The sequence below is a fragment of the Pseudomonas sp. GM50 genome, from assembly GCF_000282375.1.
Taxonomy (GTDB): Bacteria; Pseudomonadota; Gammaproteobacteria; order Pseudomonadales; family Pseudomonadaceae; genus Aquipseudomonas.
Genome location: NZ_AKJK01000087.1, coordinates 20,518 through 44,369, shown reverse-complemented (window position 1 = coordinate 44,369; position 23,852 = coordinate 20,518). Strand labels below are relative to the sequence as shown.

General features: G+C 60.6%; 21 protein-coding genes. 17 read left to right on the top strand and 4 right to left on the bottom strand.

Translation table 11 applies throughout. The features are described 5' to 3' along the window. Window positions 1–89 precede the first annotated feature (89 nt). Both PMI30_RS08525 and PMI30_RS08530 read right to left on the bottom strand, forming a co-directional pair. A complete protein-coding gene (locus PMI30_RS08525; protein ID WP_008012161.1) occupies window positions 90–1,484 on the bottom strand; it encodes a sensor histidine kinase in 1,395 nt (464 codons plus the stop codon). Beyond that, window positions 1,462–2,145 carry a response regulator transcription factor gene (locus tag PMI30_RS08530; RefSeq protein WP_008012159.1) on the bottom strand — a complete coding sequence of 228 codons (684 nt, stop codon included), beginning with the start codon at window positions 2,143–2,145 and terminating at the stop codon, window positions 1,462–1,464. The genes PMI30_RS08525 and PMI30_RS08530 overlap by 23 nt, the downstream gene beginning before the upstream one ends. Window positions 2,146–2,327: 182 nt before the next feature. On the opposite strand from PMI30_RS08530, the gene PMI30_RS08535 reads away from it, so the two are divergent. The 5 genes from PMI30_RS08535 to hcnC all read left to right on the top strand — a co-directional run bounded on the left by PMI30_RS08535 (window position 2,328) and on the right by hcnC (window position 7,129). Next, window positions 2,328–2,630 (top strand): hypothetical protein, encoded by a 303-nt coding sequence (locus tag PMI30_RS08535; protein WP_008012157.1) that lies wholly within the window; start codon window positions 2,328–2,330, stop codon window positions 2,628–2,630. A gap of 182 nt (window positions 2,631–2,812) precedes the next feature. Continuing rightward, the gene (locus PMI30_RS08540) at window positions 2,813–3,763 is read left to right on the top strand and encodes a hypothetical protein (protein WP_008012155.1); all 951 of its coding nucleotides are present in this window, start codon (window positions 2,813–2,815) and stop codon (window positions 3,761–3,763) included. A 393-nt stretch (window positions 3,764–4,156) separates the two neighbouring features. After that, window positions 4,157–4,471 (top strand): cyanide-forming glycine dehydrogenase subunit HcnA, encoded by a 315-nt coding sequence (gene hcnA, locus PMI30_RS08545; RefSeq protein WP_008012154.1) that lies wholly within the window; start codon window positions 4,157–4,159, stop codon window positions 4,469–4,471. Continuing rightward, window positions 4,468–5,877, top strand: a complete 1,410-nt coding sequence (hcnB, locus tag PMI30_RS08550; RefSeq protein WP_008012152.1) for a cyanide-forming glycine dehydrogenase subunit HcnB — start codon at window positions 4,468–4,470, stop codon at window positions 5,875–5,877. The genes hcnA and hcnB overlap by 4 nt, the downstream gene beginning before the upstream one ends. Then, window positions 5,870–7,129 carry a cyanide-forming glycine dehydrogenase subunit HcnC gene (hcnC, locus tag PMI30_RS08555; RefSeq protein ID WP_008012149.1) on the top strand — a complete coding sequence of 420 codons (1,260 nt, stop codon included), beginning with the start codon at window positions 5,870–5,872 and terminating at the stop codon, window positions 7,127–7,129. The genes hcnB and hcnC overlap by 8 nt, the downstream gene beginning before the upstream one ends. A gap of 250 nt (window positions 7,130–7,379) precedes the next feature. On the opposite strand, the gene PMI30_RS08560 is transcribed toward hcnC, so the two are convergent. Together PMI30_RS08560 and PMI30_RS08565 are read right to left on the bottom strand one after the other, a co-directional pair. After that, a complete protein-coding gene (locus PMI30_RS08560; RefSeq protein WP_008012147.1) occupies window positions 7,380–7,991 on the bottom strand; it encodes a glutathione S-transferase in 612 nt (203 codons plus the stop codon). Window positions 7,992–8,079: 88 nt separating this feature from the next. Then, on the bottom strand, window positions 8,080–9,000 hold the full coding sequence (locus PMI30_RS08565; protein ID WP_007907898.1) for a MurR/RpiR family transcriptional regulator: 921 nt from the start codon (window positions 8,998–9,000) through the stop codon (window positions 8,080–8,082). A gap of 311 nt (window positions 9,001–9,311) precedes the next feature. Here PMI30_RS08565 and PMI30_RS08570 point away from each other — a divergent pair, with 311 nt between their 5' ends. The 12 genes from PMI30_RS08570 to PMI30_RS08620 all read left to right on the top strand — a co-directional run bounded on the left by PMI30_RS08570 (window position 9,312) and on the right by PMI30_RS08620 (window position 23,814). After that, complete coding sequence (locus PMI30_RS08570) at window positions 9,312–11,249, top strand: bifunctional 5-dehydro-2-deoxygluconokinase/5-dehydro-2-deoxyphosphogluconate aldolase (RefSeq protein ID WP_008012145.1); 1,938 nt, start codon at window positions 9,312–9,314, stop codon at window positions 11,247–11,249. Between the two features lie 167 nt (window positions 11,250–11,416). Beyond that, window positions 11,417–12,307: a myo-inosose-2 dehydratase gene (gene iolE / locus PMI30_RS08575; protein WP_008012144.1), complete on the top strand. Its 891-nt coding sequence runs from the start codon at window positions 11,417–11,419 to the stop codon at window positions 12,305–12,307. After that, window positions 12,307–13,116, top strand: coding sequence for a 5-deoxy-glucuronate isomerase (iolB, locus tag PMI30_RS08580; RefSeq protein ID WP_008012142.1), 810 nt, complete (start codon window positions 12,307–12,309; stop codon window positions 13,114–13,116). Before iolE ends, iolB begins: the two co-directional genes overlap by 1 nt. A gap of 30 nt (window positions 13,117–13,146) precedes the next feature. Further along, the gene (locus tag PMI30_RS08585) at window positions 13,147–14,649 is read left to right on the top strand and encodes a CoA-acylating methylmalonate-semialdehyde dehydrogenase (RefSeq protein ID WP_008012140.1); all 1,503 of its coding nucleotides are present in this window, start codon (window positions 13,147–13,149) and stop codon (window positions 14,647–14,649) included. Between the two features lie 26 nt (window positions 14,650–14,675). Beyond that, complete coding sequence (locus PMI30_RS08590; RefSeq protein ID WP_008012137.1) at window positions 14,676–15,497, top strand: TIM barrel protein; 822 nt, start codon at window positions 14,676–14,678, stop codon at window positions 15,495–15,497. A 147-nt stretch (window positions 15,498–15,644) separates the two neighbouring features. Further along, the gene (gene iolD / locus PMI30_RS08595) at window positions 15,645–17,576 is read left to right on the top strand and encodes a 3D-(3,5/4)-trihydroxycyclohexane-1,2-dione acylhydrolase (decyclizing) (protein ID WP_008012135.1); all 1,932 of its coding nucleotides are present in this window, start codon (window positions 15,645–15,647) and stop codon (window positions 17,574–17,576) included. A gap of 32 nt (window positions 17,577–17,608) precedes the next feature. After that, entirely contained in the window at window positions 17,609–18,634 is a 1,026-nt protein-coding gene (locus tag PMI30_RS08600; RefSeq protein ID WP_008012132.1) for a Gfo/Idh/MocA family protein, read from the top strand. 123 nt (window positions 18,635–18,757) lie between these two features. After that, window positions 18,758–19,618 carry a sugar phosphate isomerase/epimerase family protein gene (locus PMI30_RS08605; protein WP_007939382.1) on the top strand — a complete coding sequence of 287 codons (861 nt, stop codon included), beginning with the start codon at window positions 18,758–18,760 and terminating at the stop codon, window positions 19,616–19,618. Between the two features lie 214 nt (window positions 19,619–19,832). After that, the gene (locus PMI30_RS08610) at window positions 19,833–20,885 is read left to right on the top strand and encodes a Gfo/Idh/MocA family protein (RefSeq protein ID WP_008012130.1); all 1,053 of its coding nucleotides are present in this window, start codon (window positions 19,833–19,835) and stop codon (window positions 20,883–20,885) included. A gap of 144 nt (window positions 20,886–21,029) precedes the next feature. Further along, complete coding sequence (locus PMI30_RS31540; protein ID WP_007907892.1) at window positions 21,030–21,200, top strand: hypothetical protein; 171 nt, start codon at window positions 21,030–21,032, stop codon at window positions 21,198–21,200. A gap of 52 nt (window positions 21,201–21,252) precedes the next feature. After that, window positions 21,253–22,179, top strand: a complete 927-nt coding sequence (locus tag PMI30_RS08615) for a sugar ABC transporter substrate-binding protein (protein WP_007907891.1) — start codon at window positions 21,253–21,255, stop codon at window positions 22,177–22,179. A 69-nt stretch (window positions 22,180–22,248) separates the two neighbouring features. Then, window positions 22,249–23,814, top strand: a complete 1,566-nt coding sequence (locus PMI30_RS08620; protein WP_008012128.1) for a sugar ABC transporter ATP-binding protein — start codon at window positions 22,249–22,251, stop codon at window positions 23,812–23,814. Window positions 23,815–23,852: the final 38 nt, after the last annotated feature.

The following is a 23,852-nucleotide window of genomic DNA, read 5'->3' as shown; positions in this document are numbered from 1 at the left end:
CAGTGTCAGACAACATCAATGTTGACTGGAAGGCCGCTATCGCGAGCAGGCTCGCTCCCACAGGGGGCTTCGTAGTCAGTGAATGAGGGTCAGGCCTGAGGAATCAAACTCTGCCGGCAATCAAGCACCAACAACGCCCCACCCAGTTCGCTGCTGCCCACTTCCAGCGTAAACCCATGCAGGCTGACAATCGCTGCGACGATCGACAGGCCCAGCCCGAATCCGCTTTGCGGGTTACCGCCCTCGGCGCGATAGAAACGCTGAAACACCGCCTCACGTTCGGCCAGCGCAATGCCGGGGCCGGAGTCGAGTACTTCGATTCGCGTATGGCCTGCATCATTCACCCCACGCAAAATCACCTTGCCACCCGGTGGCGTGAATTTGATCGAGTTGCTCAGCAAATTCGCCACCGCTTCGAACAGCAGCGCCCGGTCGCCGTTGAGCCGGGGCAGGGACTCGGGCAGTTGCAGTTCAAAGGTCAGTTCACCTTCTTCGGCCAGCGGTAGATAAAAGTCATGCAACTCTTGCAGCAACGGCACCGGGTCCAGTTGCACGAAACCCGAACGGCGCTGGCGATCCTCCAGTTCGGAAATCCGCAACAGCCCACGAAAGCGCGCCATCAAGGTATCGGCCTCGCCGAGCACCGAATCCAGTTGCACGGCCAGCGTCGAACCGTCATCGGCCTGTTGCTGAATCCGGTACAGCTGCGCCCGCAGGCGCGTCAGCGGTGTGCGCAGGTCATGGGCGATGTTGTCGCACACGCCCTTGACCTCGTTCATCAAGCGTTCGATGCGTTCGAGCATGGCGTTGACGATGGCGGCGAGCATGTCCAGTTCGTCACGGCGGTTGGACAGCGGCAGGCGCCGGGTCAGGTCACCGGCGACGATGGCTTCGGCGCTGGCCTGGATTGCCCGGATCCGCCGCAGCGGGCGCCGTCGCAATAAGTGCCAGCCGGCGATGCCGGGCAGAATGGTCAGCGACACGCCCCACAGCAGCGCGTGGAGGATGATCCGGGTCACGGCAAACAACGAACCGTTGTCCCGCACCAGCACCAGCCAGCGTCCGTCCAGGGTCCGGGTCGCAGCGGCATCGCAACTGTCGGCGGGCAAGGTCGGGTCGTCGGCGTCGACGCAATCGCTGAGGATGTGAATCTTGCCGTCCAGCGGCAGGCCTTGGGGGATCTGGCGCAAAGGGCCGCTGAGGTGACGCCGCTGGTCATCGAACAGGCCATAGGCATCGATGCCGCGAATGTCGAAGGTCACGCTGGCGGCGAGGGCGTCCTCCAGTTGCTCGCCCTGGAAGCGAGAAAACAGATGCTGACGTTGCATCAGCGAATGCTTGGCCAGGGTGTCCAGGTAGCTGGACACCTCGTAGTACATGACCCCCATGAGAATCCCGCTCCAGGCCACGAACAGCGAACTGTAGAGCGCCAGCAAGCGGCTGCTGGAGGAGCGCCAGCCCTTAGAGGGGTTCAGCAATGACATAACCCGAGCCTCGCACGGTCCGAATCAGTGGGACTTTGCCGGGCGGGTCTATCTTTTTGCGCAGACGGCCGATGTGCACGTCGATCAGGTTGGTGCCGGGGTCGAAGTGATAACCCCAGACCTCTTCGAAAATCATCATCCGCGACAGAATCTGCCCGGTGTTGCGCATCAGAAATTCCAGCAACTTGTACTCGGTGGGCAACAGCGTCAGCAACTGGCTGTCGCGGCTGGCCTCGTGGCTGATCAGGTTCAGCTCCAGATCGGCCACGCACAATGTGGTGGCCTGGGCGGTCACGGTATTTTGCCGGCGCAGCAAGACTTCTACCCGGGCGGCCATTTCATCGGTGGCGAACGGTTTGGTCAGGTAATCGTCGCCGCCGGCGCGCAGGCCGCGAACCCGTTCATCGACATCGGAGAGGGCGCTGATCATCAGGATCGGAGTGGCCACGCCCATGGTGCGCAGGGTGGTGACAATCGCCAGGCCATCGAGCTCCGGCAGCATGCGGTCGAGGGTGATCAGGTCGTAGTCACCGCTGACCGCGCGCGCAAGGCCTTCACGGCCATTGTCGACCCAATCCACGTCGAGGCCATGGCTACTCAGTTCGGCGACGATTTCCCGGGCGGTCACAGCGTCGTCTTCGATGGTCAAGATGCGGGTCATAGGGCTTGCCTGATAATCGGTTCAATGCGAAGTGGGGCTCATTTTGCCAAGAATTACGCGCGGCTTTTTAAATTAACTTTCATGTTGCCTCGTGAGCCTGGCTGGAACGTTGATATCATCCGGCCATAACTCTAAAGGGAAGCTGCACTGTGCGCACTTTACTGGTTCGTGGCTGGATGCCGATGTTTTTGCTGTTGTTGTGCATGTTCGGCTCATCTGCCTGGGCTGCCAACACGCCATGTTCGGGGAATAAGGGCGGAATCGATCGTTGCGACGGCGATCTGTTCCTGTGCAATGACGGTTCCATCAGTGGTTCGAAGAAAAGCTGCTCGGCGATGTTTGGTGGTGAAAGCCAGGCACGTCCGCAGACGCTGTTACAGGATTCCGATGGCTGCGCCTGCGGCACCGGTACCTTCTGCACCGGGCCAAGAGGCGGGGTGTATTGCCTGACGCCCAGCGGCAACAAGAGCTACAAGCGCAAGTAATTCGTTTAGCGCAATGCATAAAACCCGCCGATATGGCCGGCTCCTTGCAAACTGCATGACCCTGAGAAGTTCATTGTTTTCAACTCATTGAAATAGAAAGATTTATCTAAGTAGTGCGACTGGCACGTTGACTGCAATTGCTCGTTTGACGAGTTGTAACACCTGCCTGGAGCACTACAACAATGAACAGATCCTCTGATGGTTTTTATCCTGTCGCAGATGAGTTCAGCACGCTCTCGGGCGTGTCCTGGGCCGCGATCTTCGCCGGGGCCGCGGCGGCTGCGGCGTTGTCGCTGATCCTCGTGCTGCTTGGTTTTGGCCTGGGTTTTTCGGCGGTTTCGCCGTGGGCCCATGAAGGCGTCAGCGCCAAAAGCCTGGGTATCTCGACGATTGTCTGGCTGGCCTTTACTCAGATCGTGGCGTCCGGGCTCGGCGGCTACATCGCCGGTCGCCTACGGGTGAGGTGGGCCTACCTGCACGGCGATGAGGTCTACTTCCGTGACACCGCCCATGGCTTCCTGGCCTGGTGTATCGCGACGCTGGTGACTGCGACGCTGGTGGTCGGCTCGGTCAGCAACATCGTCAGCGGCGGCGTGCAGGCCGGTGCAACGGTCGCCGGCGGTGCCGCCAGCGCCATGACCCAGGCTGCCGGCAGCGCGGTCGGTAATACCGACAATGACCCGTACGGTTACTTCGTCGACAGCCTGTTTCGCGATGATCGGCCAGTCGCTGTCAGCGAGGACGCCGTCAATGGCACCGTCACCCGAATCTTCGCGCGCAGCCTGCGCAACGACGGTCAACTGGCGTCCGAGGATCGGACTTACCTGGCACAACTGGTCGCGCAGCGGACCAACCTCACTCAAGCGGACGCCGAACGCCGTGTCAATGAAGTCTATGCCCGCACCCAAAAAGCCGTCGCCGACGCCAAACTGGCCGCGCAACAAGCGGCCGATACCGCAGCCAAAGTAGCAGCCTTGACGGCGTTGTGGATGTTCGTCGCGCTGCTGGCCGGTGCATTTTTTGCCAGCCTCGCCGCGATCTTCGGCGGTCGTCGCCGGGATGCCGTGGAGTACCTGGAAACCGATGCCTACGTGACCACCACCACAACCACGATGCTGCCACCTGTTCGCTAACCCGGGAGAACCCCCATGCGCTCTATATTGCTGTTCCTTCTTGGCGTACCGATCCCGATCATCATTCTGATTGCCTTGCTGACGTGAGCCCTTTGAGGCACTTGCCTGCGCCGCTTCTATCTCAGGTAGAAGCGGCGTTTTGCTTTTGGGCTCCGGTAGCGATTCGATGAAAGCTTTCTGTCAGGCACTCAGGGTGAAAGGACACGCTTTCACTGGCCTGGATCAATATTTCCCTTGGCGATATTCCCTAACATAAAAGATCCAGGCCCTCCTGCAGCATTGGCTACAGTGCTTCACCGCGCAACGATTGCGCTGTCCGGTTGGCCGGCAGGGTGCAAGTGCAACATGGAGCTGAACAACCCTTACCTGAACTTTTCAAGGATGAACTTCGCCATGCAACGCCAAGACAGAACCTTCGATATCCAGCCACTGGTGCAGGCAGACATGACTGTGCGCATCAATGGCCAAACCGTCAACGCCGCCATCGGCGAAACCGTCCTGACGGTCATTCAATCACTGGGCATTCGCCAAGTGGCCCGTAACGATCACGATCAAGTCAGCGGTGCCTATTGCGGCATGGGCGTGTGCCAATGCTGCCTGGTGAAAATAGATGGTCGACACAAGCGTCGTGCCTGCCAGACGATCGTGCGTGAGGGCATGAGCGTCGAAACCCGGGTAAACCGCATCACCGGGCAGGAGGTGTTATGAGTCTGCATCCGGTAATCGTTGGCGGTGGGCCGGCGGGTATGGCTGCAGCCATTGAACTGGCCCGGCACGGTGTGCGCTGTACTTTGCTTGAAGAAGCCTCTCGGCTTGGCGGCGTGGTGTATCGCGGCCCTTTGCGCGATAACGTTCAACTGGATTATCTGGGGCCACGCTATTCAGAAGCGCTGGCCAAACTGCATGGAGAGTTCCGGGAGCAGTCGGCCCTGATCGAGGTGCGCTTGAACCACCGCGTGGTGGGGGCCGAAGGGACGCGGGCACTGGTGGCGCTGGACGCTGATGAGCGCTTGCAGGAGATCGAGTATTCACAGTTGCTGTTGGCTGCCGGTTGCCATGAACGCAGCGTGCCCTTTCCCGGCTGGACCTTGCCCGGCGTGATTCTGTTGGGTGGTCTGCAACTGCAAATCAAGAGCGGCGTGGTTAAACCGCAAGGGCCGGTGGTGATCGCGGGCACCGGTCCGTTGTTGCCGTTGGTGGCCTGCCAGCTGCACACCTCCGGGGTGAGCGTTGCCGGGGTTTACGAGGCGTGCGCGTTCGGCAAAATCGCTCGGGAAAGCCTCGCGCTGTTGAACAAGCCACAGCTGTTTCTCGATGGCTTGAGCATGCTCGCGTACCTGAAACTGCATGGCATCCCCATGCACTATGGCTGGGGCGTGGTCGAGGCACAGGGCGAGGGCGAGTTGAATGCGGTGACCGTCGCGCCATACTCCAGCACTTGGGAGCCGGACCTGAGTCGCGCCGAGCAGGTTGCCGCGCAGACCCTGGCGGTCGGTTACGGCTTCATTCCACGCACCCAACTCAGCCAGCAAATGGGCCTGAATCACGGTTTCAGCGACGACGGCTATCTGCGGGCCAGCGCCAATGTCTGGCAGCAAAGCAGCGAACCCCACGTGCACCTGGCCGGTGACATGGGCGGGATTCGCGGTGGCGAGGCGGCCATGCTCGCGGGACGGATCGCGGCGGTGTCGATCCTGCTGCAACGCGATGTGCTGGGCTCGGAACTGGCGCTTGTCAGGCGTGACCGTTACCTGTCGAAACTCAAGTCCATCGTGCGCTTTCGCGCCGCCGTCGACCGTTACACCGAACGCGGCGCCGGGCAGACCGCATTGCCGGCTGCCGACACGGTGATCTGCCGCTGTGAACACGCAACCCGCGCCGATATCGATCGGGCGTTGGAGCAGGGCGTGCAAGACCTGGCCAGCCTGAAAATGCGCACCCGTGTGAGCATGGGCGATTGTCAGGGGCGGATGTGCGTGGGTTATTGCACCGACCGTTTGCGCGAAGCCACCGGCCGGCAGGACGTGGGCTGGTTGCGACCGCGTTTTCCCGTCGACCCCATTCCTTTTTCCGCGTTCCAGTCTGTCGGCACGGAGGCCGCAAGCCATGAGTAAGTTCTACGACGTGGTCATCGCCGGCGGCGGTGTAATCGGGGCGTCCTGCGCCTATCAATTGTCCAAGCACAAACACCTGAAAGTCGCGTTGATCGACGCCAAGCGTCCGGGCAACGCGACCCGCGCTTCGGCCGGCGGTCTGTGGGCGATCGGCGAGTCAGTGGGGCTGGGCTGCGGGGTGATTTTCTTCCGCATGATGTCGGCCAATCGCAAGCGCGAAGCCCAGGGCGCGGCCGTGGCGGTGGATTCCAGCACGCCGCACATCCTGCCGCAGTCGTTCTTCGATTTCGCCTTGCAGTCCAACGCGATGTACCCGGACTTGCATCGGGAGTTGCAGGAGAATCACGGGATGGATTTCAAGTTCGAAAAGACCGGATTGAAGTTCGTGATCTATGACGATGAAGACCGCCTCTACGCCGAACACATCGTCGCTTGTATTCCGCACCTGGCGGATCAGGTGCGCTGGCTCGATCAAGCTGCGTTGCGTGAAGCCGAGCCGAGTGTCAGCCATGAGGCGAGGGGGGCGCTGGAGTTTCTCTGCGACCATCAGGTCAGCCCGTTCCGCCTGGCCGATGCCTACACCGAAGGCGCACGGCAGAACGGTGTGGATCTGTATTTCAACACCAACGTCACCGGCGTGTTGCACCACGGCTCGCGGGTCAGCGGCGTGCAGACCGCCGAGGCTGGAGTGTTCCATTGCGACACGCTGATCAACGCCGCCGGTGCCTGGGCGGCTGACCTCAGCGAGCAGGCCACCGGCATTCGCATTCCGGTGAACCCGGTGAAGGGCCAGATCCTGCTGACCGAGCGTATGCCGAAGATCCTGCACGGGTGCCTGACCACCAGCGACTGCTATGTGGCGCAGAAAGACAACGGCGAAATCCTGATCGGCAGCACCACTGAAGACAAGGGTTTCGATGTGACCACCACCTACCCGGAAATCAGCGGTCTGGTGCAAGGCGCGGTGCGCTGCATTCCGGCGCTCGCCGACATCAACCTGAAGCGCTGCTGGGCCGGGTTGCGTCCAGGCTCGCCGGACGAGCTGCCGATTCTCGGGCCGATGAAAGGGGTGGAGGGTTACCTGAATGCCTGCGGACATTTCCGCACCGGCATCCTGACGTCGGCGATCACCGGCGTGTTGCTGGACAAACTGGTGAACAACGAGCCGTTGCCGCTGGACATCACACCGTTTCTGGCGGATCGGTTTGCAGGGGTGCCGGAGGTTGAACCGAAGGCAATGGAAATGGCTTGAGGACGCCTTCGCGGGCAAGCCTCGCTCCTACAGTTAATCAGTGCCCGCATGATTGGCGCATGACCTGTAGGAGCGAGGCTTGCCCGCGAAGGCGGAGTGTCAGGCGACATCTCCATCGACTGAACGGCCATTATCGCGAGCAGGCTCGCTCCCACAATTGATCTCCATCGGTCGCATATTTCTGCATCCGACGCAGCCCTCTGTGGGAGCGAGCCTGCTCGCGATGGCTACGGTCCTGTCGCCACAGCTCTCAATCGATCGGCGTACCGACAAACACCTCAAGCCCCTCGGCATACGCCGTGAACGCGCTGATCCGCGCAAACTGCGCAGCCTCTACCTGATCCGGCACCACCAGGTTGGTAAAACTCCAGGCCACCGCCAGGCTAATCCCGTCCTGCGCAATCGAACCGTCGGTCTTCAGCGGCTGTTTTTCCAGCTCCCGCTCCAGCGCCGAATATGCCGCGGCCAATTGCCCTTCGACCCGTTCCACCCAAGGCGCGTACTGAATCTCCGCCGGCCGCAGGTTGCGTTCGTAGTAAAGCTGCACCGACTTCTCACATGCCGCCAACGCCAGGCCGATCAGCCGTAGCGAGCGCAAGCGCTGCTCCAGATCGTTGGGTATCAGGCTTTTACCCGGCGCGGCCAGAGCTTCCAGGTAGTCGATGATCAGCGTCGAATCCATCAACACCTCGCCATCATCCAGCACCAGGGTCGGCGCCTTCACCACCGGATTGATCTGCTGGAACTGCTCGAAGTTTCTGAACACCGAAACCGACTCGTGCTCCAGCGCTATGCCCAGGCACTTGGCGGAAATGGCGACGCGCCGCACATAGGGCGAATCCAGCATGCCGATCAGTTTCATTGAGCCTCTCCTCGACGGTCCTTGGGGGATGGACAACCTTAGCTGAGGTTCAGCAACTCGCAAACAGCCTCGCGTTAATCCTCAAAGGCTAATCCTCAAAGCCTACCTGCTCATGAATCTCATCAACCTTCAATTCCAGCCTGTAAGCCACGGCGATAAACAGCGCCTGGCACAGGCACAAGGTCGCACTCAACGAACGGAAGGCAAACGAACTGCCTTCGTTGACCAGCAGCACGGTGTTGGCGCGCTTGGCCAAAGGTGAAAGGTTGCTGTCGGTGATGATCAGGGTTTTCGCCTGATGGTGCTGGGCAATACGCAGGCAGTGCTGGGTTTCCTTGCCGTAGGGCGTGAAGCTGATGGCGATCACCAGGTCATTGGCGCGCACGCTGCGCATCTGCTCGCGGTAACTGCCGCCCAGGCCCGAGACCAGGTGGATGCGTTTGTTGGTGTGTTGCAGGTTGTAGACCAGGTAGTCGGCCACCGCGAACGAGCGGCGCACCCCGACCACGTAGATGTTGTCGGCATTCACCACCAGGTCCACGGCCTTGTCGAAGGCCTGGTCATCGAGTTCCAGCCCCAGCCGTTCGATGCCCGACAGGGTGGCATTGATGCATTCGCGCGCCAGGTCGCCGCCGCTGGCTTTCTGCGACTTGTTGGCGATCATGCTGCGGATGCGCTGCTGGTAGTTCTGTACCGGCGTGGTCTTGTGGGTGTACGCCTCGCGAAACAGCGCCTGCATTTCACTGAAACCGCTGAACCCGAAGCGCTGGGAAAACCGCACGATGGCCGACGGGTGCACTTCGCATTCGCGGGCGATGTCGCTGATGCGGTCGACCATGATCCGGTCGCTCTGCTGGCTCATGTAGCTGGCGATGCGTTTGAGCTGGCGCGGCAGGCTTTCGTATTCATCGGTGATCAGCTGCAACAAACGCTCGGCATTGATCGGAGGGCTGGCGAGATCGCTGTCGGGCGTGCTCTCGGTCGTAGCCGGCTGATCGGTGCGGGACATAAGGAATCCTTCTGGCTTGTGCTTATAGAGATGACAGGTCGCGTCATCCCCTGACAATAGGTTGGCTGTGCGCAGTCTACAGGGTAGGCCGGAATAAAATCTTGAGCTTGCGCCCGCCATGGGGTCTGCTGAAACGATGCACTGTGTCTGGAACGCTTGTGTAAAAGTTTATTGGAAAAAATATTCCACGTAAAAAATATTTAGAATAATTATTGATTGTTCGGTCCCGGTCGTTTTAGTCTGCATCCACCAAGAGTGTTCGGCGCCTTCATCGCCCCGAACGCAGGCTGATAAAAATAACAGGAGCCAGCATGGGCCAGACTCGTTTTGCCAGTGGGCGTCAATTGGATCTGATTTGCCTGGGGCGCCTAGGCGTCGACCTCTATGCGCAGCAAGTCGGGGCGCGGCTGGAGGATGTAAGCAGCTTCGCCAAATACCTCGGCGGTTCGTCCGCCAACATCGCCTTCGGCACCGCTCGGCTGGGTCTGAAATCGGCGATGCTGAGCCGGGTAGGGGACGACCACATGGGCCGCTTCCTCGTTGAATCGCTGACCCGCGAAGGCTGCGACGTCAGCGGCATCAAGGTCGATCCGGAACGCCTGACCGCCATGGTCCTGCTGGGCCTCAAGGACCGCGAAACCTTTCCGCTGGTGTTCTACCGCGAAAACTGCGCCGACATGGCGTTGCGTGCCGAAGACATCAGCGAAGCCTTTATCGCCTCCAGCAAAGCCTTGCTGATCACCGGCACCCATTTCTCCACCGACGGCGTCTACAAGGCGAGCATCCAGGCGCTGGACTATGCCGAGAAGCACAACGTCAAACGGGTGCTGGACATCGACTACCGCCCGGTGCTCTGGGGCCTGGCCGGCAAGGCGGACGGCGAAACCCGGTTCGTTGCTGATCAGAACGTCAGCCAGCACGTGCAGAAAATCCTCCCGCGCTTCGACCTGATCGTCGGCACCGAAGAAGAATTCCTGATTGCCGGGGGCTCCGAGGATTTGCTCACTGCATTGCAAAACGTCCGGCGCCTGAGCGCGGCGACGTTGGTGGTCAAGCTCGGCCCGCAAGGCTGCACGGTGATTCATGGAGCGATTCCGGCGCGTCTCGAAGACGGCGCGATCTATCCCGGCGTGCGCGTCGAAGTGCTGAATGTGCTGGGGGCCGGCGATGCCTTCATGTCGGGTTTCCTCAGCGGTTGGCTGGAGGACGCCAGCGACGAGCGTTGCTGCCAGTTGGCCAATGCCTGCGGCGGGCTGGTGGTGTCGCGCCACGCTTGCGCCCCGGCGATGCCGACCCGTGCCGAACTCGACTATCTATTCAGCAGCCCGGTGCCAATCACCCGGCCGGATCAGGACGCCGTGTTGCAGCGTCTGCATCAGGTCAGCGTGCCGCGCAAACAGTGGAAGCAGCTGTTCATCTTTGCCTTCGATCATCGCGGGCAACTGGTGGAGCTGGCCCATAAGGGCGGTCGCGACCTGAGCAGCATTGGCGAACTCAAACAACTCTTTATCAAAGCCGTGGAACGGGTCGAAGCGGATTTGCGTGAGCAGGGCGTCGACGCCGACGTCGGCTTGCTGGCCGATCAACGTTTCGGTCAGGACTCGCTGAACGCTGCCACCGGTCGCGGCTGGTGGGTGGCACGGCCGGTGGAAGTGCAGGGCTCGCGGCCATTGGCGTTCGAGCACGGTCGCTCGATCGGCAGCAACCTGATCGCCTGGCCGCAGGAACAAATCATCAAGTGCCTGGTGCAATTTCATCCCGATGACGAGCCGCTGTTGCGTCTGGAGCAGGAAGCGCAGATCAAGGGTTTGTATCAGGCCTCGCAAGTCAGCGGTCATGAACTGCTGCTGGAGATTATTCCGCCCAAGGATCACCCATCACAGCATCCGGACGTGCTGTATCGCGCCCTCAAACGCCTCTACAACCTGGGCATCTACCCGGCTTGGTGGAAGATCGAAGCGCAAAGCGCCGAGGAATGGAAACAACTCGACGAGCTGATTCAGGAACGCGATCCGTATTGCCGTGGTGTCGTGCTGCTGGGCTTGAATGCACCGGCGGCAGCGTTGGCCGAAGGGTTTCAGCAGGCCAGCCAGAGCCAGACCTGCCGTGGTTTCGCCGTAGGCCGGACGATTTTCCAGGAGCCGAGCCGCGCGTGGATGGCCGGTGAAATCGACGACGAAACGCTGATCCGCCAGGTGCAGGACACGTTCGTCGAATTGATCGATGCCTGGCGCACGGCCCGGAGTTGAATATTTTCAATATGTGAACACTGAACCTGTGGGAGCGAGCCTGCTCGCGATAGCGGACTGACAGTCAATATTAAAGTCGCCTGACACACCGCTATCGCGAGCAGGCTCGCTCCCACAGGGTTTCGCGCCGCATTCAATGGTTATGTAAAACAATAAAAGGTGCAGCCATGCCCGCTATCCGAATTGGCATCAACCCGATCTCCTGGAGCAACGACGACTTGCCGTCCCTCGGTGGCGAGACACCGTTGAGCACCGCCCTCAGCGAAGGCAAGGACATCGGCTACGAAGGCTTCGAACTCAACGGTAAATTCCCCAAGGATGCCAAAGGCGTCGGTGACGTGCTGCGGCCCTACGATCTGGCGCTGGTGTCCGGCTGGTATTCCAGCCGTCTGGCCCGCCGCTCCGTGGCCGAGGAAATCGACGCCATCGCCAGCCATGTCGAGCTACTGGCGAAGAATGGCGCCAAGGTGCTGGTCTATGGCGAAGTCGCCGACTCGATTCAAGGTCAGCGCATTCCACTGGTCGAGCGCCCGCGCTTTCACACCGAGCAGGCCTGGCAGGAATACGCCGACAAACTCACCGAACTGGCACGCTTCACCCTGTCCCAGGGCGTGCGTCTGGCGTATCACCATCATATGGGCGCCTACGTCGAATCCCCGACGGACATCGACAAACTGATGGCATTGACCGGCAGCGAAGTCGGCCTGCTGTTCGATTCGGGCCACTGCTACATGGGCGGCGGTGAACCCTTGCAGGTGCTGCGCAAACACATCGAACGCATCTGCCACGTGCATTTCAAGGACGTGCGCAAACCGGTGGTGCAACTGGCGCGCAACAACCTGTGGAGCTTCCCGGACTGCATCATCAACGGCACCTTCACCGTGCCCGGCGATGGCGACATCGATTTTGGCGCCTTGCTCGACGTCCTGCTGGGCGCCGATTACCACGGCTGGCTGGTGGTCGAGGCCGAGCAGGATCCGGCGGTAGCACCGAGTTATGTCTATGCCAAAAAAGGCTACGACACGCTGCGTGCGCTGCTCGACGAGAGGATTAAGTGATGAGCCTTTTGGTCAAAAGCAATGCTCGCGGGCGGACCATGGTCGAGTTGGGGCAGGGAGCGCTGGAATACGTTGGCTTCGCCGCGTACCGCCTGAGCCTCGGCGAAACCCTGCCGGTCAGCGCCGGTGACAAGGAACTGTGTCTGGTGCTGCTCAGCGGTCGGGTCAGCATCAAGGGCGAAGCACCGGGGCAGGGAGCATTCAATTGGGACAACATCGGCGATCGCCAGTCGGTGTTCGAAGACAAATCGCCGTTCGCCGCGTACTTGCCACCGGGCAGTCAGGCGCAAGTGGTCGCACTCAGCGACGTGCAGATCGCCGTCTGCGCCGCGCCCGGTTCGACCGCCGAAAATCACAGCCCACGGCTGATCAAACCCGACAGCATGAAACGCAGCGTGCGTGGCAAGGGTGCCAATACCCGTTACGTCTGCGACATCCTGCCAGACACCGAGCCAGCCCATTCGCTGCTGGTGGTGGAAGTGCGCACACCGTCCGGACACTCGTCGAGCTACCCGCCGCACAAGCACGACACCGACGATCTGCCGCACCAGAGCTTTCTCGAAGAAACCTACTACCACCAGATCAATCCGCCCCAAGGCTTCGTATTCCAGCGGGTCTACACCGACGATCGCAGCATTGACCAGGCCATGGCCGTGGAGAACAGCGACCTGGTCGTCGTGCCCAAGGGCTATCACCCGGTCAGCGTGCCCTACGGCTACGAGTCGTATTACCTGAACGTGATGGCCGGGCCGAAACGCGTCTGGCAGTTCCACAACGATCCGCAGCACAGCTGGCTGTTGGATCTCTGAATTTCAACATTCAAAGGGAGAACAAGAACAATGAGCGATGCCCCGGTAATAGGCCATTACATCGACGGTCAGGTGCAAGACAGCGGCAACGAGCGCTTCAGCAATGTCTTCAACCCGGCCACCGGCGCAGTACAGGCGCGGGTCGGGCTGGCTAGCCAGAAGACCGTGGACGATGCCGTCGCCTCAGCCCTGAAGGCGTTCCCGGCGTGGTCCGAGCAATCGTCCCTGCGCCGTTCGCGGGTGATGTTCAAGTTCAAGGAATTGCTCGACCGTCATCACAACGAGCTGGCGGAAATCATCAGCCGCGAACACGGCAAGGTGTTCTCCGACGCCAAGGGCGAAGTGACGCGCGGCATCGAAATCGTCGAGTACGCCTGTGGCGCACCGAATCTGTTGAAAACCGATTTCAGCGACAACATCGGCGGCGGCATCGACAACTGGAACCTGCGCCAGCCGTTGGGTGTGTGTGCCGGCGTCACGCCGTTCAACTTCCCGGTGATGGTGCCGCTGTGGATGATCCCGCTGGCGCTGGTCACCGGTAACTGCTTCATCCTCAAACCCTCCGAGCGCGACCCGTCGGCCAGTTTGCTGATGGCGAAATTATTGACCGAAGCCGGGTTGCCGGACGGTGTGTTCAACGTGGTCCAGGGCGACAAGGCCGCGGTCGATGCCTTGCTGCAACACCCGGACATCGAGGCAATTTCCTTTGTCGGTTCGACACCGATTGCCGAGTACATCCACCAGCAAGCGACCTCGCGCGGCAAACGCGTACAGGCGTTGGGCGGGGCGAAGAACCACATGATCGTCATGCCCGACGCCGATCTGGACCAAGCGGCAGATGCATTGATCGGCGCCGCTTACGGCTCGGCCGGTGAGCGCTGCATGGCGATTTCGATTGCCGTGGCCGTCGGCGATGTCGGCGACCAACTGATTGCCAAACTGCTGCCGCGCATCGATCAACTGAAGGTCGGCAATGGCATGCAGGGCGACAGCGACATGGGGCCGCTGGTGACCGCCGAGCACAAGGCCAAGGTCGAGGGCTTTATCGGCGAAGGCGTGGCCCAGGGCGCGCAGCTGATTGTCGACGGGCGCAACTTCAAGGTGCCGGGGGCCGAGAATGGTTTCTTCGTCGGCGCGACGCTGTTCGACAACGTCACGACCGAGATGAGCATCTATCAGCAAGAGATCTTCGGCCCGGTGCTGGGCATCGTGCGCGTGCCGGATTTCGCCAGTGCCGTGGCGCTGATCAACGCCCATGAGTTCGGTAACGGCGTGTCGTGCTTCACCAGCGATGGCGGCATTGCTCGCTCGTTCGCCCGCAACATCAAGGTGGGCATGGTCGGCATCAACGTACCGATTCCGGTACCCATGGCCTGGCATTCGTTTGGCGGCTGGAAGCGCTCGCTGTTCGGTGATCACCACGCCTATGGCGAAGAAGGCATTCGCTTCTACAGCCGTTACAAAAGCGTGATGCAGCGCTGGCCCGACAGTATTGCCAAGGGCCCTGAATTCAGCATGCCGACAGCCAAATAATTCACTTGTGCGGAGAACAACAAAAAATGAGCAAACCCCTGCGTTTCGCCCTGAACCGTATGGTCGCCCCACGTTTGTCCCTGCCCGCGTTCATCGAGTTGGCGGTGACCCTCAAGGCTGACGCCATCGAGATCCGCAACGACCTCAAGGGTGTCGAGATCGAGGACGGCACCGCGCCCGAACACGTGCGTGAGCTGTGCGCGGCCAAAGGCATTACCGTGCTGTCGATCAACGCGCTGTATCCGTTCGATGTGTGGAATGACGAGCGCCGCGCACACGCTCTGAAGCTCGCCGCTTATGCCCGTGATTGTGGCGCGCAGGGTTTGGTGATGTGCCCGTTGAACGACCGTGCCGATCCACGAACCGAGGCGCAGCGTGCTTCCGGGCTGCGCACGGCGTTGAGTGAACTGGCGCCGATCCTGCGCGATCACGGCATCCTCGGTTTCATCGAGCCGCTGGGTTTCGAAGAATGCTCGCTGCGGCGCAAACGCACCGCAGTCGACGCGATCAAGGCCATCGGTGGGCTGGATGTGTTCCGTCTGGTGCATGACACCTTTCACCATCACTTGGCCAGCGAACATGAATTCTTCCCCGAGCTGACCGGGCTGGTGCACATCTCCGGCGTCGAAGATGCCGAGGCGCCGCTGGCGACCATCCGCGACGGCCACCGGGTGCTGGTGGGCGAGGGCGACATCCTCGGCAATGCGGCGCAGATCGAGACCTTGCTCGCGACCGGCTACAGCGGCTACCTGTCGTTCGAACCGTTCGCTGACAGCGTCCATGGCCTGGCGGATATCCAGACGGCGATTGGCGCGAGCATGGATCACCTGCAGAAATCCCTGGCCTGACACCGTTATCGAACTGATGGAGATCAACTGTGGGAGCGAGCCTGCTCGCGATGATGGCGGCACATTCAACATTGATATTGCCTGATACACCGCAATCGCGAGCAGGCTCGCTCCCACAGGGTTTCTTCACGTATTGAAGGATCGGACATGACCACAACAAGACTGACCATGGCCCAGGCCCTGGTGAAATTCCTCGATAACCAGTACATCGAGGTCGATGGGGTCCAGAGCAAATTCGTCGCCGGGATCTTTACCATTTTCGGCCACGGCAATGTGCTGGGTCTGGGGCAAGCCCTGGAGCAGGACAGCGGCGACCTGATCGTGCATCAGGGTCGCAACGAGCAAGGCATGGCCCACGCCGCCATCGGTTTTGCCAAGCAACACCTGCGGCGCAAGATCTACGCCTGCTCTTCATCGGTAGGGCCGGGGGCGGCGAACATGCTGACCGCTGCCGCCACGGCCACTGCCAACCGCATCCCTTTGCTGCTGTTGCCCGGCGACGTCTACGCCTGCCGTCAACCGGACCCGGTGCTGCAACAGATCGAGCAGTTCCACGACCTGAGCATCAGCACCAATGATGCGTTCAAGGCCGTGAGCAAATACTGGGACCGGATCAACCGTCCCGAGCAGCTGATGACCGCGGCGATCCACGCCATGCGCGTGCTCACCGACCCCGCCGAAACCGGCGCGGTGACCCTGGCCTTGCCGCAAGACGTGCAGGCCGAGGCGTACGACTATCCCGATTACTTCCTGCAAAAACGCGTACACCGCATCGAGCGCCGCCCGGCCACCGAAGCGATGCTGGGCGATGCCGTGGCATTGTTCAAAGGCAAGCGCAAGCCGCTGATCATTTGCGGCGGTGGGGTCAAATACTCCGGCGCCAATGCAGCGTTGCAGGCGTTCGCCGAGCGCTTCGATATTCCCTTTGCCGAAACTCAGGCCGGCAAGAGCGTGGTGGTGTCCAGCCATCCGCTGAACGTAGGCGGGATCGGCGAAACCGGTTGCCTGGCGGCGAACCTGCTGGCCAAGGACGCTGATTTGATCATCGGTGTCGGCACTCGCTACAGCGATTTCACCACCGCCTCGAAATCCTTGTTCAAACACCCGGACGTGCAATTTCTCAACCTCAATATCAGCACTTGCGATGCGCTGAAGCTCGACGGCGTGCAACTGCTGGCAGACGCCAAAACCGGCTTGCAGGCATTGGCCGAAGCACTGGGCGATTATCGCTCGAGCTGGGGCGATCAGCCCCGTCAGGCCAAGACGCAACTGGATGAGGAAGTCGATCGCATTTATCAGGTCGAATACCAGGCGAAAGATTTCGTCCCGGAAATCAACGACCACATGGACCCGGCGGTGCTGCGCGAATTCATCGAGCTGACCGGCTCCTGCCTGACCCAGAGCCGGGTGCTTGGCGTGCTCAATGAAACCCTGGCCGATGATGCCGTGATCGTCGCCGCCGCTGGCAGTTTGCCCGGTGACCTGCAGCGCAGCTGGCGCAGCAAAGGCGTGAACACCTACCACGTCGAGTACGGTTATTCGTGCATGGGTTACGAGGTGAATGCCGCACTGGGCGTGAAGCTCGCCGAGCCTGAGCGCGAGGTCTACGCACTGGTGGGCGACGGCTCCTACATGATGCTGCACTCGGAGCTGGCGACCTCGATCCAGGAGCGGCGCAAGATCAACGTGGTGCTGCTGGACAACATGACCTTCGGCTGCATCAACAACCTGCAAATGGAACACGGGATGGACAGCTTCGGCACCGAGTTCCGTTTCCGTAATCCGGAAACCGGCAAGCTCGATGGCGGCTTTGTGCCGGTGGATTTCGCCATGAGCGCGGCGGCTTATGGCTGCAAGACTTACAAAGTGAACACGGTCGAGCAACTACAAGACGCCCTGGCGGATGCGCGGTTGCAGACGGTGTCGACGCTGATCGATATCAAGGTTTTGCCCAAGACGATGATTCACAAATACCTGTCGTGGTGGCGGGTCGGCGTGGCGCAAGTCTCCACCAGCGCCCGCACCGATGCGGTGGCCAAGACCCTCAACGAACGACTGGCCAAGGCCCGTCAATACTGATTGCCCTGAAACGAACAAACAGGAGTGTTTATATGTCTTCGCTTTCAAATTCGTTGCGCATTGGCGTCATCGGCACCGGGGCCATCGGCCAGGATCACATCCGTCGTTGCAGCCAGACCTTGCTCAACAGCCAGGTCGTCGCGGTCACCGATATCAATCTGCAGCAAGCGGCCAAGGTCGTTTCCGATCTGAAACTGACTGCCGAGGTCTATCCCGACGGTCATGCGCTGATCAAGGCGCCGGAAGTCGAAGCGATCCTCGTGACCTCCTGGGGCCCGAGCCACGAAGAATTTGTACTGGCAGCGATTGCCGCCGGCAAACCGGTGTTCTGCGAGAAACCGCTGGCGGTTACTGCCGAAGGCTGCCGCAAGATCGTCGAGGCCGAAGTGGCCCACGGCAAGCGGCTGGTGCAGGTCGGTTTCATGCGCCCGTACGATGAAGGTTATCGGGCGTTGAAAGCAGTGATCGACAGCGGCCAGATCGGCGAGCCGTTGATGCTGCATTGCGCCCACCGCAACCCGACCGTGGGTGAAAACTACAAGACCGACATGGCGATCACCGACACGCTGATTCATGAGCTGGACGTGTTGCGTTGGTTGCTCGATGACGATTATGTGTCGGTGCAAGTGGTGTTCCCGCGCAAGACCAGCAAGGCCCACGCCCATTTGAAAGACCCGCAGATCGTGCTGCTGGAAACCGCCAAGGGCACGCGCATCGATGTGGAAGTGTTCGTCAACTGCCAGTACGGCTACGACATCCAGTGCGAAGTGGTGGGGGAGACCGGTATCGCCAAACTGCCGGAACCGTCGCAGGTTCAATTGCGCAGCGGGGCGAAGCTGTCCAATGCAATTTTGATGGACTGGAAGGACCGGTTCATCGCCGCGTACGACGTCGAATTGCAGGCGTTTATCGATGGCGTGCGGGCCGGGCAGGTCGGCGGGCCGTCGGCATGGGATGGTTTTGCGGCAGCGGTGGCGGCGGATGCCTGCATCGAAGCACAGAACAGCGGCCAGATCGTAAAAGTCGGCCTGCCAGACCGCCCCCGTTTCTACGGCTAACCCCGTCCCCCTGTAGGAGCGAGGCTTGCCCGCGAAGCTTTTAGCGATCTTGAGGGCCTCTTCGCGGGCAAGCCTCGCTCCTACAGGGGATGGTGTCGATTCTGGTTAAGGAGAACAAAAAACATGCGCATCGCACTTGATCCCTACATGTACCGCAACCTGTCCCTGGGCAAGATGGTCGACAAGGTCGCCGAGCTCGGTTACGAACACATCGAACTGTCGCCCCGGGAAGACTTCTTGCCGTTCTATAAAGCCCCACGGGTCGATAAGGCGCGGATCAAGGAATTTCGCAAAGCCTTGAGCGACACTGGGGTCAAACTCTCTTCCTTGTTACCGATGTACCACTGGGCTGCCGCCGATGAAGGTTTGCGTGTGGCCGCCGTGCGTAACTGGAAGCGCGCGATCCAGATTGCCGTGGAGATGGACTGCGAACTGGTCAACACCGAGTTCACCGGCCAGTCGGACAACCCGCTGGTGTGCGAAAACCAGTTCATGCGCTCCATGGACGAACTGATCCCCGAGTTCGAACGCGAAGGCATCAAGCTCGATATCCAGGCCCATCCTTACGATTTCTGCGAGCGCAATAACGAGTCGGTAGACATCATTCGCGGTCTGGACCGGGACTGGATCAACTATCTCTATGCCGCGCCGCACACGTTTTTCTATGACGACGGTGTCGGTGACATCGCCTCGATGCTCAAGTACGCCGGCTCAAAGCTGAGCCACCTGATCATCGCCGACACCTACAACCACAAGGCGTCCTCGGGCTTGCGCTACATCGTCAACCCGCCGGGCGTCACCGCCACCGTGCACCAGCATCTGGACATCGGCCAGGGCGAGGTCGACTGGGAAGCGTTTTTTGGCACTTTGCGCGAGATCAAGTTCGACGGCATCGCGACCGTCTCGGTATTCGCCTGGGAAGACCGGCCGGATGAGTCCAACCGCATGATGCTCGAACGCGTGACCCGCGAACTCTGCCAATAACCCCGGCATACACAAAACCTGTGGGAGCGGGCTTGTGTGGCGAGGGGGCTTGCCCCCGTTGGGGCGCGAAGCACCCCTAAAACCAATCACCGCGATCTTGAATTTAGAAAGCAGTGACTGGTTTTACGACTGCTTCGCAGTCGAACGGGGGCAAGCCCCCTCGCCACACAAGCCCGCTCCCACAGGGGCTGCGTTCTATAAGGAGAATACTTTCATGCGTATCGGACTAGTCGGTTACGGCCATGGCGGCCGGTTTTTTCATGCTCCGCTGATCAGCAGTTTGCCGGCGGCGACCTTCGTGGGCGTGGTCACCCGTTCCGCCGATCGCCGACAACTGCTGGCGGCGGAACATCCCGGTGTGCCGGCCTTCGACAGCATCGGCCAACTGGTCGAAGCCGGGGTCGATGTGCTGGTGATCTCCACACCGCTCAAGGGGCGCCCGGCGCTGGTGCTCGACGCCATCGAACACGGTGTGGCGGTGGTCAGCGACAAGCCGTTCGCTGCTGATGCGCAACAGGCGCAAACCCTGATCACCATGGCCGAGCGTCAGGGCGTGCAACTGAGCGTCTACCAGAACCGGCGCTGGGACTCGGACTTTCTCACCGTGCGCAAACTCATCGAGTCCGGTGCGCTGGGCCAGGTCACCCGTTTCGAATCGCGGATCGAGCGCTATTCGCCGCAGTCGGTGAACAACGGCAGCGGCGGCGGTTTTCTGCGCGATCTGGGCAGCCATCTGGTGGATCAGGCGCTACTCTTGTTCGGCCCCGTCACCCAGGTGTACGCCGAACTGGATTACCTCGAAAAAGGCCAGGCATTCGACAACGGCTTCTTTATGTCCCTGACCCATGCCAACGGCGTGATCTCGCACCTGGGCGGCAGTTGCCTGCAAAACACCCCCGGCCCGCGCTTTCGCGTGACCGGCACCCAGGGCTGCTACAGCGTCGACGGTCTGGACGGGCAAGAGGCGTCGACTCTCGCCGGGCTCACGCCGAAATCCGAAGGCGAGCGCTGGGGTGTCGAAGAGCACCGGCGCTGGGGCTGGTTCGAGCAGGGCGAGGTGCGTGAGCGGGTGCCGTCCGAGCGTGGCTGCTGGAATCAGTTCTATTTGCAGCTACAAACCGCGTTACAGAGCGGTGGCCCACTGCCGGTCGAGGCCCGTGATGCACTGGCGACCACCCGCGTGCTAGACGCTGCGCGGCTCAGCTTCGAGCGACATCAAGTGGTGGCACTGAGCCCGTTCGACAGTCATGGAATAAAATCAGAATAAAATTCTAAAATGAGTTGATATAGAAATTATTTTCCAATAAAGTCATTTCCAGGTTGCCGACTATCAACGTCCGATCACGCTCAAGCAGGCCTTGAACGGGTGAAGGACGCACCAAAAACAAGAAACAAAAGCCAGGTACCGTCGATGAAAACCTTCAACTCTGCTTTGCATGCTTTACGTTCCGCGCTGCACCTCTCTCGCGACCTGCCTCGCGTCTCGTTTCATTCCTTCTTTCGCTTGCTTTGCGTCGAACGCAACGGCGCCCTGGTCTGCTGTATTCCGGGTGCACCGATTGTCCGCTTGCCCGTTCACTGAAATCGTCACCCCTTATCCATAAAACCAACAAGAATGTGGAGAAAGACTTTTCATGAAGACCAAGATCCGTTTCGCCTCGCTGGCCTTGTCCCTGATGTTCGCCAGCGGCGCCGCACTCGCTGACATGAAGATCGGCGTCAGCATGTCGCAGTTCGATGACACCTGGCTGACCTACCTGCGCGAATCCATGGACACCAAAGCCAAGTCCTATCCCGATGGCGTCAAGCTGCAGTTCGAAGACGCCCGTAGCGACGTGGTCAGGCAGTTGAGCCAGGTAGAAAGCTTCATCAGCCAGAAAGTCGACGCCATTGTGGTCAACCCGGTGGATACCGCCGCCACCAAAAAAATCACTGAAGCGGCGGTCAAGGCCGGTATTCCGCTGGTGTACGTCAATCGTCGTCCCGATGACCTGAACCTGCCCAAAGGCGTGGTCACTGTCGCCTCCAACGATCTGGAGGCCGGCCAGATGCAGATGCAGTACCTGGCCGAAAAAATGGGCGGCAAGGGCGACATCGTGATTCTGCTCGGTGATTTGGCCAACAACTCCACCACCAACCGCACCAAGGGCGTAAAAGAGGTGCTGACCAAGTACCCGAACATCAAGATCGAGCAAGAGCAGTCCGGCATCTGGTCACGGGACAAGGGCATGACCCTGGTCAACGACTGGCTGACCCAGGGCCGCAAATTCGACGCGGTGGTCTCCAACAACGACGAGATGGCGATTGGCGCGGCAATGGCCCTGCAACAGGCTGGCGTCGCCAAAGGCAGTGTGCTGATCGCCGGTGTCGACGGTACGCCCGACGGTTTGAACGCGGTGAAGAAGGGCTCTCTGCTGGTCTCGGTGTTCCAGGACGCCAAGGGTCAGGCGGACGGTTCGATCGACACGGCGGTGAAAATGGCCAAGAACGAACCGGTCGAGCCGGCCGTGTGGGTGCCGTATCGCCTGATCACGCTGCAAAACGTCGACACCTTCAAATAGTCCGTCCGTTCGATAACAACAATAAGCACGCAAGGTTGCAACGCGACCTTGCTGATGGAGTACCTGATCATGTTCGCTTCAGCGACTGCTTCGAGCACCCCGTTAATGGGTGTCCAGCCAACTGCAACACCTGTCGATGAGCCGTACCTGCTGGAGATCATCAACGTCAGCAAGGGGTTTCCCGGTGTGGTGGCCTTGTCCGACGTACAGCTGCGGGTACGTCCCGGTTCCGTGCTGGCGCTGATGGGCGAGAACGGCGCCGGCAAATCCACCCTGATGAAAATCATTGCCGGCATCTACCAGCCGGACGCCGGCGAGTTGCGCCTGCGGGGCAAACCGGTGGTCTTTGAAACACCACTGGCTGCGCTCCAGGCCGGGATCGCGATGATCCACCAGGAACTCAACCTGATGCCGTACATGAGCATCGCCGAGAACATCTGGATCGGCCGCGAACAGCTCAACGGCCTGCACATGATCGACCATCGCGAGATGCACCGTTGCACCGCCAAACTGCTGGAGCGTCTGCGGATCAACCTCGACCCGGAAGAGCTGGTGGGCAACCTGAGCATCGCCGAACGGCAGATGGTCGAGATTGCCAAGGCTGTGTCCTACGATTCCGACGTCCTGATCATGGACGAGCCGACCTCGGCCATCACTGATAAGGAAGTTGCCCATCTGTTCTCGATCATTGCCGACCTCAAGAGCCAGGGCAAAGGCATCATCTACATCACCCACAAAATGAACGAAGTGTTCAGCATCGCCGATGAAGTGGCGGTGTTCCGTGACGGCGCCTACATCGGCTTGCAGCGGGCCGACAGCATGGACGGCGACAGCCTGATTTCAATGATGGTCGGCCGCGAGCTGAGCCAGTTGTTCCCGGTGCGCGAGAAGCCGATCGGCGATCTGTTGCTGTCGGTACGCGACCTCAAGCTGGACGGCATTTTCAAGGACGTCTCCTTCGACCTGCATGCCGGCGAGATCCTTGGCATCGCCGGGTTGATGGGGTCGGGGCGGACCAATGTCGCCGAAGCGATTTTCGGCATCACCCCAAGTGACGGTGGCGAAATCCGCCTCGACGGCGAGGTGGTGCGCATCAGCGATCCGCACATGGCGATCGAGAAGGGCTTCGCGCTGTTGACCGAAGATCGCAAGCTCAGCGGCCTGTTCCCGTGCCTGTCGGTGCTGGAAAACATGGAAATGGCAGTCTTGCCCCATTACGTCGGCAACGGCTTCATCCAGCAGAAAGCCCTGCGGGCGTTGTGTGAAGACATGTGCAAGAAGCTGCGGGTGAAAACCCCTTCGCTGGAGCAATGCATCGACACGCTGTCCGGCGGTAATCAGCAGAAGGCCTTGCTGGCGCGCTGGCTGATGACCAATCCGCGCATCCTGATTCTCGACGAGCCGACCCGGGGCATCGATGTCGGCGCCAAGGCCGAGATCTACCGGCTTATTTCCTACCTCGCCAGCGAAGGCATGGCGGTGATCATGATTTCCTCGGAACTGCCGGAAGTGCTGGGCATGAGCGACCGGGTCATGGTCATGCACGAGGGCGACCTGATGGGCACCCTCGACCGCAGCGAAGCGACCCAGGAACGGGTGATGCAACTGGCCTCGGGCATGTCCGCGGTTCACTAATGGATGCTGGCGGTGGCCATGGCCGCCGTCGCGACGCA

Coding starts and splice junctions, on each gene's coding strand:
- PMI30_RS08585 (WP_008012140.1), top strand. CDS start 13,147: ATGAGCGATGCCCCGGTAATAGGCCATTACATCGACGGTCAGGTGCAA.
- PMI30_RS08620 (WP_008012128.1), top strand. CDS start 22,249: ATGTTCGCTTCAGCGACTGCTTCGAGCACCCCGTTAATGGGTGTCCAG.
- iolB (WP_008012142.1), top strand. CDS start 12,307: ATGAGCCTTTTGGTCAAAAGCAATGCTCGCGGGCGGACCATGGTCGAG.
- PMI30_RS08600 (WP_008012132.1), top strand. CDS start 17,609: ATGTCTTCGCTTTCAAATTCGTTGCGCATTGGCGTCATCGGCACCGGG.
- PMI30_RS08605 (WP_007939382.1), top strand. CDS start 18,758: ATGCGCATCGCACTTGATCCCTACATGTACCGCAACCTGTCCCTGGGC.
- hcnC (WP_008012149.1), top strand. CDS start 5,870: ATGAGTAAGTTCTACGACGTGGTCATCGCCGGCGGCGGTGTAATCGGG.
- PMI30_RS08590 (WP_008012137.1), top strand. CDS start 14,676: ATGAGCAAACCCCTGCGTTTCGCCCTGAACCGTATGGTCGCCCCACGT.
- PMI30_RS08615 (WP_007907891.1), top strand. CDS start 21,253: ATGAAGACCAAGATCCGTTTCGCCTCGCTGGCCTTGTCCCTGATGTTC.
- PMI30_RS08560 (WP_008012147.1), bottom strand. CDS start 7,991: ATGAAACTGATCGGCATGCTGGATTCGCCCTATGTGCGGCGCGTCGCC.
- hcnA (WP_008012154.1), top strand. CDS start 4,157: ATGCAACGCCAAGACAGAACCTTCGATATCCAGCCACTGGTGCAGGCA.
- PMI30_RS08525 (WP_008012161.1), bottom strand. CDS start 1,484: ATGTCATTGCTGAACCCCTCTAAGGGCTGGCGCTCCTCCAGCAGCCGC.
- PMI30_RS31540 (WP_007907892.1), top strand. CDS start 21,030: ATGAAAACCTTCAACTCTGCTTTGCATGCTTTACGTTCCGCGCTGCAC.
- PMI30_RS08540 (WP_008012155.1), top strand. CDS start 2,813: ATGAACAGATCCTCTGATGGTTTTTATCCTGTCGCAGATGAGTTCAGC.
- PMI30_RS08570 (WP_008012145.1), top strand. CDS start 9,312: ATGGGCCAGACTCGTTTTGCCAGTGGGCGTCAATTGGATCTGATTTGC.
- hcnB (WP_008012152.1), top strand. CDS start 4,468: ATGAGTCTGCATCCGGTAATCGTTGGCGGTGGGCCGGCGGGTATGGCT.
- PMI30_RS08610 (WP_008012130.1), top strand. CDS start 19,833: ATGCGTATCGGACTAGTCGGTTACGGCCATGGCGGCCGGTTTTTTCAT.
- iolD (WP_008012135.1), top strand. CDS start 15,645: ATGACCACAACAAGACTGACCATGGCCCAGGCCCTGGTGAAATTCCTC.
- iolE (WP_008012144.1), top strand. CDS start 11,417: ATGCCCGCTATCCGAATTGGCATCAACCCGATCTCCTGGAGCAACGAC.
- PMI30_RS08565 (WP_007907898.1), bottom strand. CDS start 9,000: ATGTCCCGCACCGATCAGCCGGCTACGACCGAGAGCACGCCCGACAGC.
- PMI30_RS08530 (WP_008012159.1), bottom strand. CDS start 2,145: ATGACCCGCATCTTGACCATCGAAGACGACGCTGTGACCGCCCGGGAA.
- PMI30_RS08535 (WP_008012157.1), top strand. CDS start 2,328: ATGTTTTTGCTGTTGTTGTGCATGTTCGGCTCATCTGCCTGGGCTGCC.